The sequence below is a fragment of the Pseudomonas sp. NPDC099000 genome (genome assembly GCF_044759925.1).
Taxonomy (GTDB): domain Bacteria; phylum Pseudomonadota; class Gammaproteobacteria; order Pseudomonadales; family Pseudomonadaceae; genus Aquipseudomonas.
On record NZ_JBIWAF010000013.1, the window covers coordinates 97,712 to 114,742 of the forward strand.

The following is a 17,031-nucleotide window of genomic DNA, read 5'->3' on the forward strand; positions in this document are numbered from 1 at the left end:
CTCCCCATCCCCAATGGGGGGGGCAAAACATCAAATCACGTGCTTCCCGTGATACCCGATTGATCATTTAGGAAAGGCTTCCCGTGATACCCGATTGATCATTTAGGAAAGAGTAGCGTGTATGCCACGCGAAAACCCCAGCCATGGGCGCCATCTTCGGGACTGTCTGCCCAATAGCGCGGCCCGATCTGCAGGCTCATGGGTTGCTTGCCGACCTTGAAGAGCTGCGTCACAAACAGGTTGATCGGCACGTTCCACTCCTTGGCCTCCCAGTCGTAGGTGGATTCGGTATTAATGCCAAAACTGGTGTAAGTCGTTGTGGTGAACACCAGGAAGGGTTGCATAAACGTTTGATTCACTTTCTCCTTGTCGTTGGCCGGGCTGTTGTCCAGCGACCAGATGTGATTGGCGAGAATGCCCGTGGTCCAACCATGTTCCTGCTTCAGCGCCACGGCTGTCGGGCCCAGTCCCCATTGTTCGCTGCTGAGCAACTCGTCGCTGCCGGTCGGCAACAGCAGTGCGGGCCCCACGCCCCAGATCCAGCCGTCCTCGGTGGGCTTTTTCGGTGAGAAAAAGAAACTCTGCGAAGTGTCCCCTACTCCGTTTTTATCAGCGATACCGCCCGGCGCCAGACCGTGCTGATCGATGATCGGCAGGATCGTGCGCGAGATCAGGTTCCAGTCCTCGTTGAGCGAGAAAGGTAAAACCGGCTGGATATTGGTCACGCTCTGGATGCCTTCGCCGGAAGGCCCCATTTTCTGGTTCCAGTTGTACTGGATCGGCAAGCTGTACAGCGCCGCGACCGGGTTCAGTGCCTGCTTGGCCAACTCGGCCTGACTGTCTGCGTAACTGTTGACGGATAAACTCAACGCCATCAGCGAAAGCAAAGGCAGTTCAATGTGCTTGTTCATGTTCGAACTCCATCCAGCGCGTCTTCTTACTGCCCGGTTGGGCGCTGTTAAAGACGAAATATGCACAGACCTACTTCAGCAGCACCTGCAGGTCGCTGGTCATGGCCTTGATCGCCGCCTTGAAGTCATTCGCCGTGATCTGCTGCAACCCGTCAGTAACAGGCTGCTCAGTGCTGTACCAACGATCCACTTGTTAGAAAAGTTCATGTGTCGGTACTCCTTGGGGTTGATCAGTAACGCCAGGTCATGTTGGCCGACAGGGCCTGAATCCAGGCGTTGTCGAACTCACCGGACACACGACTGCCGGACAGGGATTTGGTCTGATCGATAGACATGTCGCCCATCCAGACGGTGACCCAACTGAAGTTCAGGTCGGTCTCTTTGTTCAGCGAATACGTCAGGCCGGCGGCGAAGCGCCAGGCAGCGCCCATGGGCACCGTCAACGTGCGGTTGCCGTCGGACACCGCGGACGTGTCGTAAGCGACACCAAAGTCCCAGAGCAAGTCCGGATTCATCTGGTATTGCGCGCCCAGTGCCACTTGATAAGTGTCTTTGTAATGCGCGTCGATGGTGGTCGCCCGCGCGCCACCGGCATTGGTGTCGACGTCGATCTCGACTTCGCCAAATTTCGACCAGTCCTGCCAATTGACCGAGGCCAGAAACGCCCATTGCGAGTCCAGTTGCTGGTATAGGCTGAGGGTGGCGGTTTGCGGCACTTTCAGATCGATCCCGAGGTTGGTACCGTCCAGCCGACTGACCAGCGGGTCACTGTTCTTGATATCCAGGCCGTCCTCGAAGTCCAGGTCAACCTGGCTGGTGTAGGCCAGACCGATTCGGGTCCCCGGTTGTGGCGCATAGATCACGCCGACGTTGGCGCCGTAACCCCAATCGCTGTCCTTGTATTTGTATTGACCGTCCACACGATCCGTCAGCCCGAGCGGCGCCTGATTGATCGCCGCCTCGGATTTCAGCATGCCGTACATGGCTTTGACGCCGAGGCCGACCGACCATTGCTCGTTGAAGCGATACGCCACGCTGGGCACCAGTGACAAACCGGCGATGCTCGCGTTCTGCACGAAATAACGCCCGGACCAGTCATTGTCGTAGTTCTCCGCGAGGCCGAAATCGCCATAGGAGCCGAAACCGACGGACCACTGGTCATCCAGTTGATGGCTGATAAAAAAACTGGTGCCGGGTATGGGGTCGAGCACATTCCCGCTCCCGGTGCCCGGGGTGTTGGTGTCACCGTCCCGTTCAAAGGAGAGATCGCCGAAGAGAATCTGCGCACCGGCCGTGATCTGAGTGCCGCTTAGATAGCTCAAACCTGCAGGGTTGCTGGCAATGGTCGAAGGGCCTTGCGCCCTGGCTGCGGCGCCGGCATTGGCCAGACCCGCATTGTCCGTTGCGATTTCATACAACATCAGTCCGCCGCAGACACTGCGTTCGCTGGCAAAGAGACAGAACAATCCAAGAACTGAAACAGACAATGCACTTTTATTCGACTGCATGATGTCCCTCTCAAATGATGTTAATCACTTTCGAACAGGTAACAGCGCAACCGGTTTCTTATGGCGAAGTGAAGTATTGCTGAGGATTCGACATTGTCCATTTGCGCACTGTCATAACCGCAATCAGGCGGCCAATCAGGGTTTTACCGGACAGATGACAGCATTAGAGGCCGTTGAAGCGCGTCTTACACCCCCCCACTCACGGGGGGTATGGCTCAGTACATTTGAAACAAAACCATTCTTCCTGATTACATTTAGTCAAAAGCGGCCGGTCGCTGGAGCGATAGCGAATGTGCACCTATGCTTGGATTTGCCGGAAGAACGGATCGAGCACTTCATCATGCTCCATCAACTGTGCGCAATATCTGTAAAGGGTCATCCAGGCGTACTGATTTCAACGCCCCCTGGAGATTTCCCTGGAGCCAGGTATGCAGCTTGCCTAACTCTTTGAACATCCCCTTGCGCCACGCCCTTCCTCAGTTTGAGTCGTCAATGAATCAGACATCTTCCCGGGAGAACAACATGGCGCACCTGCTCAAACCCTTCGCCTTTATGACGTCCTTTTTCACGCTGATGCTGCCCACAGCGCAGGCGGCGACGCAAATCCCCCCGGGATTGAGTACGCCGGATCGCGTCGAAACACGAATCGGTGCGCTGGAATTCAAGGATGGCGCGCCGAGCGAAAAAACCGCACAGGCTGTGTATGACACGCTGGATTTCACACGCGGTGTCGACGCGTTCATGAACAGCTACTCGGGGGCGTCGGCTTATGCGATTCGCGAGGGTTTTCACAGCATCGGAGCCGAGGACAATTCGGTAGTCATCTTCTCCGACTTGATGGATTCCAATTCGCTGTTTCTTACTGCCAACGCGGATACCATTTATTCACTCGCCGTTCTGGATCTGTCGAAAGGACCGTTGGTGGTCGAGGTGCCACCGAAATCCCTCGGCACGCTCAATGACATGTGGTTCGGCTGGGTTATCGATATCGGCGCGCCCGGTCCTGATCGAGGTGAAGGCGGAAAATACCTGATCTTGCCGCCGGGCTACGACGGTCCTGTTCCCGATGGCGGTTTTTTCGTCAGCCGCTCGAAAACCAATCACGTGCTTTACGCCGTGCGTGCGTTTATGGAGAACAATGATCCCAAACCCGCTGTCGACCTGATCAAGGAAAAGCTGAAGATCTACCCCTATGTATCGGGCGGCTATGGCACCAGCATCGCCACCGCACTCGCAGGTCAGGTCAGGTTGGAGCGCACCCCGGCAGTTCCACCGACGAAGTTCGTGGAGGGCAGTAGCAAATCCTTCAACACTATCCCCCCAAACGACTTCTCGTTTTTCGAGACACTCGACAAACTTGTGCAACTGGAGCCAGCCACCTCATTCTCCGCGGAGCTGCTCGGCCAACTGGCGGCCATCGGCATCGTGAAGGGCAAGCCGTTCAAGCCGGACGAACGGATGACAAAGATCCTCACCGATGCCGCGGCCGTGGGTAATGCAGCAGGACGGGCGCTGAACTGGCGCGCCGCCGAGTATCCCGGTTGGGCCTTTTATCCCGGCTCGATGTGGGCCAACATGCTCTGGCAAGGTGGTTTCGACTTCGAAACACCGCCGCCAATGGTCACGCCGGAAGGCAAGTTCAAGGCGTTACCGCCAACCGGAGCGCGGACGCTCGATTCCCGTGCGGCCTTCTATTACGGCTACACCATGGATTCGCCCGGCATGATCATGCGCCTGCCGAATGTGGGCTCGCAGTACCTGATGGGGTTTTCCGATGCCGACAAAAACGCGTTCGATGGTGCCAAGACCTACAAGGTAACCCTGCCGCCCAAGATCCCGGTGGCCAACTTCTGGTCCTTCACTCTCTACGACAATCAGACGCGCTCCATGCTCCAGACCCCCCAGCGCTACCCGCGCGCAGGCAGCCAGACCTACCCTTCACCCGCCGCCGTCGAGAATGCCGATGGCTCGACAACCATTTACTTCGGCCCTTCCAAACCAGCCGACGCCAAGGCCGGCAACTGGGTCCAGACCACCCCCGACCGGGGTTGGTTCACGATTCTGCGCCTCTACGGTCCACTTGAACCGTTCTTCACCAAAGCGTGGCGGCCTGGTGAAATCGAGCTGGTCAAGTGAGGCAATCCCACAGGCTGAATGACTGACCAACGAGTCGAACACGCCTATGCGAAATACTCTGAAGTTAATGTTTGTGATCGCACTCACTCTGCTCGGTGCGAGCAGCGGAGTGCTATCGGCCGCCGACTTGCCGACACCGCCAACCGCGGTATCAAGCACTCCGTCCATTGCAATCTCCCAGAGTGATCTGCAGGAACTGCAAATCCGCCTTGACCGAATCAAGCAACAGATTTCGCTGGCCAATAACCTGACCCAGATGGTCGGCCTGCAAGATTCCGTTCAGTTGTTTATCAATGACGTGGACAGCCTGCAGTCCTCCCTGCTGCCCGAGCAGAAGCAACTGCAAGCGCAATTGGATGTATTGGGCCCGGTATCGCAAGAGGATGTCGCGTCCGAGGAGTCGGATATTGCGACGCAACGAGCCTATCTCTCCGAGCAAAAGACCAAAGTCGATTCCAATTTGAAAACCCTGACGGCGCTGAGAAACAATGCAGCCGGTCTCATCATTCAAATCGCCGGCATTCGCCGCAGCCTGCTGGAAACCGAAGTCACGCTGCGCAGCGGCAGTATTCTGGGGCCGGGGTTCTGGGCGCCGTTGTTCAATCCGGTGAGGGAGGACCGCCAGCGGCTGAACGATTTCATCCAGCAGGCTTCCAGCGCAATCAAGGCCGCCTGGCAACCCGGCGAGCGCCTGTTCACCGCCGCACTGATCGTGCTGGCCCTGGGGATTTGGTCCTGGGGCAGAAGAATCGCGGAGCGCGGGCTGACCTGGGTGTGTATTCATCGAATGCCGGAAGGACGTTTGCGTCGAAGCTCGCTCGCACTGGCCTCAGTCGTGGCCACGGTGCTGACCACCGCTTTTGCGATGCAACTGCTGTTTTATGCGCTCACCCGGCAATTACCGTTGACGCCCCTGATTCAGAACTTTGCCGATGAATTCGAGAAAGTCATCTATGTCTGCATCCTGATTACCGGTCTGAGCCGGGCGATGCTGTCGACCCAACATCCCTCCTGGCGGCTACCGGCGATCGCCGATCCCGTGGCACTGGCGATCCAGCCCTTTCCCAGAATACTGGCCGTCACGCTGCTGATACTGGTAGGCCTGGCGCAAATCACCAACCTCACCGGCATGAGCCCACCCGCCATTCTCTTTGGCCGTGGTTTTATCGCGCTGGTGGTCACGCTGATAATCGGTGCGTTGTTCCGGCGTGCCAGCAAAGTCCGAAGAGCCGTTGCGGCCACCGGTGAGGCGCCCGAATCGAGTACCACCCTCGCCGGCCTGATTTACTCGTTCGCCGGTATCTCCGTTGTTGTAGCAATGTTTGCGCTGCTGATTGGCTATATCTCCCTGGCGCGATTCATCACGTACCAACTGGTCTGGGGATTTATCATCCTGTCGGGCTTCTACTTGCTGATTGAATTGTTTAAAGACAGCTGTGAGTACCTGTTTTCACCCAAGAGTCCCAGCGGAAAAGCGCTCAAACAATTGCTCGGGATCAGCGATGTGCGCCTTGAGCAAGTGTCGATCATTCTGTCCGGAGTCGGTCGCGCCGGTTTATTGCTGCTCGCCGTCATCTCACTGTTTGTCGGTGGCGTCGGCACAACGCTGGGGCAATTGTTCACTCAGACGTTCGCCATCCTCGGCGGCGACGGCCTGCGCAAACTGAACATCATTCCGGGCCACTTGTTGAATGCGCTGTTGGCCCTGTTTATCGGCATTTACCTGATTCGCTCATTGCGCCGATGGCTGGATAACGAGTTTCTGCCGAAAACCGACATGGACCCCGGCATGTGTGCCTCGCTCAGCACACTGTTCGCCAACATTGGCTACGCCCTGGTGATTCTGCTGACGTTGTCATCCCTGGGCATCCAGTGGACCAACCTGGCGTGGATAGTCAGCGCCTTGTCGGTGGGGATCGGTTTCGGCTTGCAGGAAATCGTCAAGAACTTCGTCTCCGGGCTGATTCTCCTGACCGAGCGCCCGGTCAAGGTCGGCGACCTGATCAGCATCAGCGGCGTCGAAGGCGACATCCGTCGCATCAACGTCAGGGCCACCGAAATACAACTCAGTGACCGCTCGATCGTCATCGTGCCCAACTCACAACTGATTTCGCAAAACCTGCGCAACGTCACCCTCGGCGGCAGCGCACAAGGGGTGGCGACACTGGAGCTGATGTTCCCGCTGGACATCGATCCCGAGCAGGTACAAAACCTGCTGTACACCACCTACGCCGAGCACGAGACCATCCTCGATAAACCAGCGCCCTTCGTTCGGTTCAGCAAACTGAGCCCCGAAGGCATCACGTTGACGGTTACCGGTTACGTCAGCAGCCCAAGAATCGTCGGCACGACCAAAAGCGATTTGCTGTTTGAAATCCTCAAGCGATTGGGTGCGGCGGGTATTGAACTGGCCAAACCTGCGTCGACGGTCTGAACAAGAACCAGAGCAATGCAACGGCAAAGTCATAAGATCGCAGCCTCGTTTCACCCGACAGGTGGTACAAACCAAAGACGCGCTTACCGCCAGACAACTCGCCGCCCGACAATTCGATCTTGAAGTTGGACAGGCGATCTTTCAGCGCTTGGGTCGCGCTCTGCTGGCGTTTGATATCGACCTTCATCAGTTCGATGATTTCCGTCACGGCAGACGCTACATCACCGTCGTCGGACGTATAGCGGATACCTTCGAGATCATTGCTGCGTACAACAATTTCAAGTTCGCAATAACCGGCTCTTTTAATAGTGCGATCTGCACGGATTATTGCGTTTGAGCGTTTCACTCGGCAGTTCCTTGAACAACGCTCGGTAACTGCTGGAAAACCGCCCCAAATGCCAGAACGACCAATTCATCGCCACTTCGGCAACGGTGGTGTCATTCGGCGTTCGCGCGAGTAATTCGCGGCGTGCGCTGTTGAGTCGGCGCAGGCGCAGCCAATGGGTCGGCGTCATCCCGGTGAAGGCCTTGAACGCATGCTGCAACTGCCGCAAGGAAACCCCGGCGACCTGGGAAAGCTCCAGCAGGTTGAGGGTTTCTTCCGGTAAATCGGCGGCCCATTCACCGATGCGTTTCATCACCGCGCGTTCTTCGGTGCGGCGTTGCAGGCCGCCACGATCGAGGCACACGCAGGCGTTGTCGAGGATGTACAGGCAGTCTTCGAGCAGTTGCTGGGTCAGCGCTTCTTTGCTGGGTGGGTCGAGCGTTTCGGCGAGCCGGGTCAAGGTGCCGCTCAACCAGCGACTGAACAATGCGTTCTGCCCTGAGTTCAGCGGCGACATGAACAAGCCTTCCAGCCGCGCGACATTCAAACCGTGACGCTGCACGAACTCCGGACCGAACACCACGGCGATTTCCTGGTAGTTCTCCGGGGTGATCCAGATGTTGCGGCTTTCACCATTCAACACGTACAGCGCGTTATCGCTGCGGTCGAAACAGAACGCCAGCGAACCCTGGGGCGCGCTGAAATTCTGTTCGACCCGGGTGTTCATCTGCTCTTCGTAGATCTCCACGCCTTGCAGGTCCAGGTAGCGCACGCGCCCGGCGAAATGCCCCGGCGACATCTGCTGATAATGCTGGACCCAACCCGGCGTGGCGCGGATCTGCGCGGCGACATCGTCGGTGTTGAACGCTTGAACCTGGATCGGACTGGACGCTGACATGAATGACCTTACGCACTCGTTTGGTGCGTTTTGGTGCTGCTGAAAGTGGATAGATGGAACTGCAAGGCTCGCCCAAGATAGTCGTCAACGCGTCTCAGGGGAAGTGTGTGGTGGATGAAACCGCCCTCCCCGGCGTTAAAAAAACCAATAACGAGGTCTTTATGAATGCCCCTTTCGATCAGCTCCTCACGTGGCTGAAAGATCACAAGATTACCGAAGTCGAGTGTGTGGTCAGTGACTTGACCGGCATTGCACGCGGCAAAATTGCACCCACCAACAAGTTCCTGCATGAGCGAGGCATGCGCCTGCCGGAAAGTGTGCTTTTGCAAACGGTAACCGGGGACTTTGTCGACGACGACATCTACTACGACCTGCTCGACCCGGCCGACATCGACATGGTCTGCAAACCCGTCGCGGACGCGGTCTATGTGATTCCATGGGCCATCGAGCCGACCGCTATCGTGATCCACGACACCTTCGACAAGTTCGGCAACCCGATCGAACTGTCGCCGCGCAACGTGCTGAAGAAAGTCCTGCAGCTGTACACCGACAAAGGCTGGCGGCCGATTGTCGCGCCGGAAATGGAGTTCTACCTGACCCAGCGCTGCGAAGACCCGGACTTGCCGCTCAAGGCGCCGCTGGGTCGTTCGGGCCGTGCGGAAAGTGGTCGTCAGTCGTTTTCCATCGACGCCGCAAACGAATTCGATCCGCTGTTCGAAGACGTCTACGACTGGTGCGAACTGCAAGGCCTGGACCTCGACACGCTGATCCACGAAGACGGCCCGGCGCAGATGGAGATCAACTTCCGGCATGGCGACGCGCTGGACTTGGCCGACCAGATCACCGTGTTCAAGCGCACCATGCGTGAGGCAGCACTCAAGCACAACGTCGCGGCGACCTTCATGGCCAAGCCAATCGGTGACGAGCCGGGCAGCGCCATGCACATCCATCAGAGCGTGGTCGACATCGCCACCGGGCAGCCGATCTTCGCCAATGCCGACGGCACCATGAGCGAGCTGTTCCTGCACCACATCGGCGGCCTGCAAAAGTACATCCCCAAAGTGCTGCCGATGTTCGCGCCCAACGTCAACTCGTTCCGCCGCTTCCTGCCGGACACCTCAGCCCCGGTCAACGTCGAATGGGGCGAAGAAAACCGTACCGTCGGCCTGCGTGTGCCGACCTCGACGCCGGATTCGATGCGCGTGGAAAACCGCTTGCCGGGGGCTGACGCCAACCCGTACCTGGCGATCGCGGCCAGCCTGTTGTGCGGTTACCTGGGCATGGTGGAACGCATCGAGCCGAGTGCTGCGGTGCAGGGTCGAGCCTACGAGCGCCGCAACCTGCGCCTGCCGATCACCATCGAGGATGCGCTGACGCAGATGGAAGAGTGCGAAACCATCGGGCGGTATCTGGGCGACAAATTCGTGCGGGGTTACGTGGCGGTCAAGCGTGCCGAACACGAGAACTTCAAACGGGTGATCAGCTCCTGGGAGCGTGAGTTCCTGATGCTCAGCGTTTAACTCCCTTCATGATCGTTCCCACGCTCCGCGTGGGAATGCAGCCCGGGACGCTCCGCGTCCCAAAGCGGACGCAGAGCGTCCATTGAGGCATTCCCACGCAGAGCGTGGGAACGATCACAAACAAAACAATAAGAGGTGTCGATATGCGTCTATTGAAATCCGTGGTTCCGCTCGCGTTGACGTTGTTGTTCAGCGCCGTTGCCCAGGCTCAGCCCACCGTCAGCGTCTACAACTGGACCGATTACATCGGCGAAACCACCCTCGCCGACTTCCAGGCCACATCCGGGATCAAGGTGATCTACGACGTTTTCGATTCCAACGAAACCCTGGAGGGCAAATTGCTCGCCGGGCGCACCGGCTATGACGTGGTCGTGCCGTCCAACCACTTCCTCGCCCGTCAGGTGAAGGCCGGCGCGTTCCTCAAACTGGACCGCGCGCAGTTGCCCAACTTCAAGAACCTCGACCCGAAACTGTTGGCGCTGCTGGAGAGAAACGATCCGGGTAACGAGCATTCCGTGCCGTACCTGTGGGGCACCAACGGCATCGGCTACAACGTCGACAAGGTCAAGCAAGTGCTCGGCATCGACCGCATCGATTCCTGGGAGGTGCTGTTCGAACCGGAAAACATCAAGAAACTCAGCCAGTGCGGCGTGTCGATGATGGACTCGGCGGATGAAGTGTTCCCGGCGATTCTCAATTACATGGGCATGGACCCACGCAGCGAGAACCCAGAGGACTACAAAAAAGCCGAAGCCAAGCTGTTGAGCATCCGGCCTTACATCACCTATTTCCACTCGTCCAAATACGTGTCGGACCTGGCCAACGGCGATATCTGCGTAGCCTTCGGCTATTCCGGTGACGTGTTCCAGGCCGCGAATCGGGCCAAGGAAGCCAAGAACGGCGTAAACATCGCCTACGCCATTCCGAAGGAAGGCAGTAACTTGTGGTTTGACCTGTTGGCGATTCCCGCCGATGCCGGCAACCAGAAAGAAGCCCACGCCTTCATCAACTACCTGCTGGACCCGCAAGTGATTGCCAAGGTCAGCGCGTCGGTCGGCTACGCCAACCCGAACCCGGCCGCCAAGCAATACATGGACGCTGAACTGGTGAACAACCCTGAGGTGTATCCACCCCAGGCAGTCCTCGACAAACTCTACATTTCGACCACCCCGCCCCAGGCGATCATGCGACTGATGACCCGTTCCTGGAGCAAAGTGAAGTCCAACCAATGAATAACGAACACGCACATTCCTATTACGCGGCCACCGCGCATGGCCTGACGCCCTACCCCTCGCTGGCCTCGGACCTTGTGGCCGATGTCTGCGTGATCGGCGGCGGTTTCACCGGGGTCAACACGGCGATCGAACTGGCTCAGCGCGGGCTCTCGGTGATTCTGCTGGAGGGCCGGCGCATCGGCTGGGGCGCCAGCGGACGCAATGGCGGCCAACTGATCCGTGGCATCGGCCATGACGTCAGCGGTTTCACCCGTTACGTCGGTGAGGACGGCGTGCGCTATCTGGAGCGTGCGGGGATCGAATCGGTGGAACTGGTGGGCAATCGAATCCGTGAACACGGGATTGAGTGCGACCTGCGCTGGGGGTTCTGCGAGCTGGCCAACACCAAGGCGCAGTTCGCGGCGTTCAAGGTGGAGCAGGAGAGTCTGGCCGATTCAGGTTACGCCCATGAAACCCGTCTGGTCGGGCCGGAGCAAATCCGTCAGCAAATAGTGGATTCAGGCGTCTATGCCGGTGGTCTGGTCGACATGGGCTCGGGGCATTTGCACCCGCTCAATCTGGTGCTGGGCGAAGCAAAGCTGGCGCACTCCCTTGGCGTGCAAATCTTCGAACAGAGCCCGGTACTGGAGTTGATCCATGGCAGCACCGTGCAGGTTCGGTGTGCCGGTGGCACGGTGCGCGCCGGCAGCCTGGTGCTGGCCTGCAATGCACATTTGGAAGAACTCGAACCAAAACTCAGCGGCAAGGTGCTCCCGGCTGGCAGCTACATCATCGCCACCGAGCCGATGGCGGCTGAGGTTGCCGCGCAATTGATCCCGCAGAACCTGGCGTTGTGCGACCAGAAAGTCGGCCTGGACTACTACCGGCTCTCGGCGGACCGGCGCTTGCTGTTCGGCGGCGCCTGTCATTATTCCGGGCGCGATCCGGCCGACATCACGGCGTACATGCGCCCGCAGATGCTCAAGGTCTTCCCGCAACTGAGCGATGTGCGCATTGACTATCAATGGGGCGGCCGGATCGGCATCTCGGCGAATCGTTTTCCGCAGGTCGGACGCTTGAGTCAGCACCCGAACGTGTTATACGCCCAGGGTTACTCCGGGCATGGGCTGAACGTGACGCATTGGTGCGCGAAGCTGTTGGGCGAAGCGATTCATGCCGGGCACAGCCGAGGTTTCGACGTGTTCAGCGCCGTGCCGCACATGACTTTTCCGGGTGGGCCGATGCTGCGCTCGCCTTTGCTGGCGCTTGGGATGTTGTGGTATCGCCTGCGCGAAATGCTTGGCTGAGTTGATCGTTCCCACGCTCTGCGTGGGAACGCCTCTTCGGACGCTCCGCGTTCGGCTCTCGATGGGACGCAGAGCGTCCCGGGCTGCATTCCCACGCAGAGCGTGGGAACGATCAGACGCGGTCAATCAGTTGTTTAGGCCTTTCGATTTGCTCAATCGCAAGGCACTTCTATATTGAGGAGGTGCTCTGACTTTCCTGCGTCCTGGCGAGTGCGGCCTATGGCTACGAATGACCAACTGATCATCTGCGAGCACTGCGACTGCGTGTATGAAAAAATCACGCTCGTCAAACATCAAAAAACCCTGTGCACACGCTGCGGCGGTGTGCTCCAGCGCTATAACGGCCTGACGGTGGAACAACGCCTGGCGTTGACCTGGACGGCGTTGATGTTGTGGATTTTCGCCAATTTCTACCCGGTCATGAGCATCAGCCTCAAAGGCCTGAAAAACAGCGCAACCCTCTGGGACTCGGTGCTGGCCCTGAGCCTGGGGCCGATCACGTTCATTGCCATGGTGGCGGCGATCGCGATGATCATCGCGCCGATTTTCCAGCTATTGCTGCTGATTTGGGTGCTGAGCTATGCCCTCGCCTCCCGGCGCTCGCCCGGTTTCAGGTTCTGCATGCGCTGGCTGGAAACCCTGCGGCCCTGGAGCATGCTCGAAGTCTGCCTGCTGGGGGCGATGGTCGCGGTCATCAAACTCGCCGGGTTGCTGGATGTGCTGCCCGGCATCGGTCTGTTTGCACTGGCCGTGCTCAGCCTGATGATGATCCGCATCGCCGGGCGCGATGTCCGTGATCTGTGGGACACCTTATGAGTACGCCTCCGGTCGCCAGCGAACTCAACCTGTGCCTGTGCCACAGCTGCGGGCTGGCCTGTGACATGACACTGGATCCCCACGAATGTGAGCGCTGCGGCGCGCCGTTGCATCGACGCAAAAGCAACTCGCTGACCCGCACCTGGGCCTACCTGCTGACCTCCTTGGTGTTTTACGTCCCGGCCAATCTGTTGCCGGTGATGAACACCAAAATGGTCGGCAACGGCGCTGACAGCACAATCATGAGCGGCGTGCTGGATTTCTGGCAGCACGGCGCCTGGGACATTGCCCTGATCATTTTTATCGCCAGCATCGCAGTGCCGGGCATCAAGTTCGGCGCCCTGATGCTGTTGCTGATCACGGTGCAGCGCGACAGCCTGTGGGCGCGCAAGGAACGCTCGAAGCTCTACCGTTTCGTCGAAGTCATCGGTTACTGGTCCATGCTTGATGTGATCGTGGTGGCCCTGGTGGCCTCACTGGTGAAGTTTCAAGCCCTGGCCGATATCGAACCGCGCCCGGGCATTCTGTTTTTTGGTCTGGTGGTGGTGTTCACCATGCTGGCAGCGATGAGTTTCGACCCGCGTCTGATCTGGGATAACGAGCAGGATAAAAACTCACACACCGAGGAGGACATGGATGAAGTCGCAAGCCACTGACGGGCCGCAAGCCCCTGGCCAAGCCCCCATCAAGACCCGCCGTTTCAGCGTTTCGCTGGTCTGGATCGTGCCGATCATCGCGGTGCTGGTGGGCATTTCCCTGGTCGTCCACAGCATGATGCAGGAAGGCCCGACCATCACCGTCACCTTCAAGACCGGCAGCGGCCTGACCGCCAACAAGACCGAGGTCAAATACCGCAATGTGGTGATCGGGCAGGTCTCGGACGTGGAACTGAGCGACGACCAGAAGAGTGTCAACGCCACGATCAAACTGGCCAAGCAAGCGGAAAGCTTCACCCGCGAAGACTCGCAGTTCTGGGTGGTGCGCCCGCGAATCGGTGCCGGCGGCGTGTCGGGCATCGACACCCTGCTCTCCGGTGACTACATCGGCGCCGATATCGGCCAGGCGAACAACCGCTCGAAGAACTTCAAAGGCCTGGAAAACCCGCCACCGATTACCTATGGCGAGCCGGGCAAGCGCTTTACCTTGCACACCCAGGACCTCGGGTCGCTGGACATCGGCTCGCCGGTGTATTACCGAAAAATCCCGGTCGGCCAGGTGGTGGCCTATGCCCTGGACCCTGACGGCAAAGGCGTGAACATCGACCTGTTCATTCACTCGCCGAATGACGCCTATGTCACCGAAAACACCCGGTTCTGGAACGCCAGCGGCATCGATGTCAGCGTCGGCGCCAATGGTTTTGCGGTGAAGACTGAGTCGTTGTCGTCGATATTGGTCGGAGGGATCGCCTTTCGTGCGCCGGAATACAGCCCCAACGACAAACCGGCGGCAGAAGAGTATGCCTATGAACTGTTCCCCGACCAGCAAACCGCCCTCGCCCCGCCCAGTGGCAAGGGCCAATACTTGAGCCTGCGTTTCGAGCAGGCCCTGCGCGGCCTCAAGGTCGATGCACCGGTGGAATTCCTCGGCGTGGAGTTCGGCAAAGTGGTGTCGATCAATCTGGATTTCGATGCGAAAAAGCGCAGTTTCCCGGTCAACGTTGGCATCATGATCTACCCGCAGCGCCTGGGTCAGGCCCACACCAAAATGCTCAAGGCGCTCAATCATGACCCCAACGACGAAGCCGCTGGTGTGCGCCTGATCGGCTCCTTTATCGAGAACGGTCTGCGCGCCCAGGCCCGCAGCGGCAATCTGCTGACCGGCCAGCTGTACATCTCACTGGATTTCTACCCCAAGGCCGAGAAAATCGCGTTCGATCCGAGCGCCCGCCCGGTCAGTATTCCGACCATTCCCGGCAGCCTCGAACAGTTGCAGGAAAAACTCGAGGGTATGGTCAACAAGATCAACCAGCTGCCGATCGAGCGGATTGCCGGCAATCTGGACAGCAACCTCGTGGAACTGCGCAAAGGCCTCGCCCAGTTCAACGCCAAGACCCTGCCGGGCGTGCAAACCACCCTGGCCGACGTCAGCAAGACCCTGCAATCGGCCAGCTCGACGCTCGCCGAAGACTCACCGCAGCGGGAACAGTTGACCCAGACCCTGGACGAACTCGGGCGCATGTCGCGCTCCTTGCGTGAGCTTTCGGATTACCTGGGACGGCATCCGGAATCGCTGATTCGCGGCCGACCCAACAATGCCGCACCGATAGATCTGCAGGCGCCACCGCGCAACTGACCACAGGAGCAACACCATGGCTTTATCGCTGAAGATCACCTTGGTCACCGCGCTGCTAATGCTCACTGCTTGCCGCAGTGATCCGATTCAGTTTCACACCCTGATTCCGGCGCAATTGGGGAATCAATCCAGAGGCGGTGCTGCGGAGATCCAGATTGAAAGCATCAGCGTGCCGCCCCAGGTCGATCGTCCGCAAATCGTTATCCGCCAGGGCAACAGCGGCCTGGCGATACTCGAAACCGAATGGTGGGCCGCAAGCCTGGTGGATGAATTGCGCAGCGCCATGGTCGATCAACTGCTCAACAACAATCCGCAGCGCAAGCTGTCTGTGCGCCTGGATGTGCAGCGCTTCGACTCGGTTCCAGGGCAATACGCATTGATCGACGTCAAATGGCGTCTGCGCAACCTCGGCGAAAGCGATACCACGCTGGTGAACTGCCGCAGCACATTGCAGACCCCTTCAGGCCCCAGCATCGATGAATTGGTGGTGGCCCATCAGAACAACGTCAAGCGTCTGGCCGCGGCTATCAGTCAGGCAGCCGGCGGAACATCGAAAAGCTGCCCGTCAAGCCAGTGATGACATCGTTTGATTCAGATCCATCGGGCAAGATTGGCCAGCGAATTGACGTGCATGTCTCTAAAAAGAACAGGAGCTGCCGACACAATGATCACCCCTTCCTTCCTCAAAGCGGCCTTGCTGGCCACCGCACTGCTCGGCGCCGGACAGGTGTTTGCCGCGGACGACGGCATCGTGGTCTACAACGCGCAACACGAAAGCCTGACCAAAGCCTGGGTCGAGGGCTTCACCAAGGAAACCGGCATCAAGGTCACCGTGCGCAATGGCGATGATACCGAGATGGGCAATCAAATCGTCCAGGAAGGCGCCGCCTCTCCCGCTGATGTGTTCCTGACTGAAAACTCCCCGGCGATGGTGCTGGTGGACAACGCGGGGCTGTTTGCACCGGTTGCGCCCGCCACCCTGGAGCAAGTCGAAGGGGCTTATCGTCCGGCCCACGGTAAATGGGTCGGGATTGCCGCGCGCTCCACGGTGTTTGTCTACAACCCGAGCAAACTGCCCGATGCCGACTTGCCAAAATCGCTGATGGACCTCGCGGGTCCCGCCTGGAAAGGTCGCTGGGGCGCGTCGCCGGCCGGGGCCGACTTCCAGGCGATTGTCGCTGCCGTGCTGGAGCTCAAGGGAGAAGCGGCCACGCTGGAGTGGCTCAAAGGGATTAAAACCAATTTCACCGCCTATCGCGGCAACAGCTCGGTGCTCAAGGCAGTGAATGCCGGGCAGATCGACAGCGGCGTGATCTATCACTATTACAGCTTCGGCGATCAGGCCAAGACCGGCGAAAACAGCAAGAACACCGCCCTGCACTACTTCAAGCACAAGGATCCCGGTGCGTTTGTCAGCATTTCGGGCGGCGGCGTTCTGGCGTCCAGCAAGCACAAGGAACAAGCCCAGGCGTTGCTGAAATGGATCACCGGCAAGGACGGCCAGGAGATTCTCAAGACCGGCAAATCGTTTGAATACGCCGTGGGCAAAAATGCCCAATCCAACCCAAAACTGGTGCCTTTGCAGCAGCTCGACGCCCCATCAGTCGATGCCTCAAAACTCGACAGCAAAAAAGCCGTGGAACTGATGACTCAGGCGGGACTGCTTTAAG

14 protein-coding genes are annotated in these 17,031 nt (G+C 58.7%); 10 read left to right on the forward strand and 4 right to left on the reverse strand.

The genetic code is table 11. From position 1 onward, the window contains the following. Window positions 1-98: 98 nt before the first annotated feature. Complete coding sequence (locus tag ACIQV9_RS16955) at window positions 99-875, reverse strand: transporter (RefSeq protein ID WP_403103686.1); 777 nt, start codon at window positions 873-875, stop codon at window positions 99-101. A gap of 266 nt (window positions 876-1,141) precedes the next feature. After that, window positions 1,142-2,419: an OmpP1/FadL family transporter gene (locus tag ACIQV9_RS16960; RefSeq protein WP_403103589.1), complete on the reverse strand. Its 1,278-nt coding sequence runs from the start codon at window positions 2,417-2,419 to the stop codon at window positions 1,142-1,144. Between the two features lie 522 nt (window positions 2,420-2,941). Here ACIQV9_RS16960 and ACIQV9_RS16965 point away from each other — a divergent pair. Beyond that, window positions 2,942-4,555, forward strand: coding sequence for a DUF1254 domain-containing protein (locus tag ACIQV9_RS16965; RefSeq protein ID WP_403103591.1), 1,614 nt, complete (start codon window positions 2,942-2,944; stop codon window positions 4,553-4,555). A gap of 46 nt (window positions 4,556-4,601) precedes the next feature. Next, window positions 4,602-6,989, forward strand: a complete 2,388-nt coding sequence (locus ACIQV9_RS16970) for a DUF3772 domain-containing protein (protein ID WP_403103593.1) — start codon at window positions 4,602-4,604, stop codon at window positions 6,987-6,989. On the opposite strand, the gene ACIQV9_RS16975 is transcribed toward ACIQV9_RS16970, so the two are convergent. Continuing rightward, entirely contained in the window at window positions 6,934-7,335 is a 402-nt protein-coding gene (locus tag ACIQV9_RS16975; RefSeq protein ID WP_403103595.1) for a hypothetical protein, read from the reverse strand. The genes ACIQV9_RS16970 and ACIQV9_RS16975 overlap by 56 nt on opposite strands. Continuing rightward, the gene (locus ACIQV9_RS16980) at window positions 7,292-8,212 is read right to left on the reverse strand and encodes a helix-turn-helix domain-containing protein (protein ID WP_403103597.1); all 921 of its coding nucleotides are present in this window, start codon (window positions 8,210-8,212) and stop codon (window positions 7,292-7,294) included. Before ACIQV9_RS16980 ends, ACIQV9_RS16975 begins: the two co-directional genes overlap by 44 nt. A 161-nt stretch (window positions 8,213-8,373) precedes the next feature. Here ACIQV9_RS16980 and ACIQV9_RS16985 point away from each other — a divergent pair, with 161 nt between their 5' ends. The 8 genes from ACIQV9_RS16985 (at window position 8,374) to ACIQV9_RS17020 (ending at window position 17,030) form a co-directional block, all read left to right on the forward strand. Further along, a complete protein-coding gene (locus tag ACIQV9_RS16985) occupies window positions 8,374-9,732 on the forward strand; it encodes a glutamine synthetase family protein (protein ID WP_219097407.1) in 1,359 nt (452 codons plus the stop codon). A gap of 143 nt (window positions 9,733-9,875) precedes the next feature. Next, window positions 9,876-10,964 (forward strand): polyamine ABC transporter substrate-binding protein, encoded by a 1,089-nt coding sequence (locus tag ACIQV9_RS16990; protein ID WP_403103600.1) that lies wholly within the window; start codon window positions 9,876-9,878, stop codon window positions 10,962-10,964. Next, entirely contained in the window at window positions 10,961-12,253 is a 1,293-nt protein-coding gene (locus tag ACIQV9_RS16995; RefSeq protein ID WP_403103602.1) for an NAD(P)/FAD-dependent oxidoreductase, read from the forward strand. The genes ACIQV9_RS16990 and ACIQV9_RS16995 overlap by 4 nt, the downstream gene beginning before the upstream one ends. Window positions 12,254-12,472: 219 nt before the next feature. Beyond that, a complete protein-coding gene (locus ACIQV9_RS17000) occupies window positions 12,473-13,069 on the forward strand; it encodes a paraquat-inducible protein A (protein WP_403103604.1) in 597 nt (198 codons plus the stop codon). After that, window positions 13,066-13,725 (forward strand): paraquat-inducible protein A, encoded by a 660-nt coding sequence (locus ACIQV9_RS17005; RefSeq protein WP_403103606.1) that lies wholly within the window; start codon window positions 13,066-13,068, stop codon window positions 13,723-13,725. Before ACIQV9_RS17000 ends, ACIQV9_RS17005 begins: the two co-directional genes overlap by 4 nt. Beyond that, window positions 13,706-15,361 (forward strand): intermembrane transport protein PqiB, encoded by a 1,656-nt coding sequence (locus tag ACIQV9_RS17010; RefSeq protein WP_403103608.1) that lies wholly within the window; start codon window positions 13,706-13,708, stop codon window positions 15,359-15,361. The genes ACIQV9_RS17005 and ACIQV9_RS17010 overlap by 20 nt, the downstream gene beginning before the upstream one ends. Before the next feature lie 16 nt (window positions 15,362-15,377). Continuing rightward, complete coding sequence (locus ACIQV9_RS17015; protein ID WP_403103610.1) at window positions 15,378-15,938, forward strand: membrane integrity-associated transporter subunit PqiC; 561 nt, start codon at window positions 15,378-15,380, stop codon at window positions 15,936-15,938. An 87-nt stretch (window positions 15,939-16,025) separates the two neighbouring features. Then, window positions 16,026-17,030: an iron ABC transporter substrate-binding protein gene (locus tag ACIQV9_RS17020; RefSeq protein ID WP_403103612.1), complete on the forward strand. Its 1,005-nt coding sequence runs from the start codon at window positions 16,026-16,028 to the stop codon at window positions 17,028-17,030. Window position 17,031 lies beyond the last annotated feature (1 nt).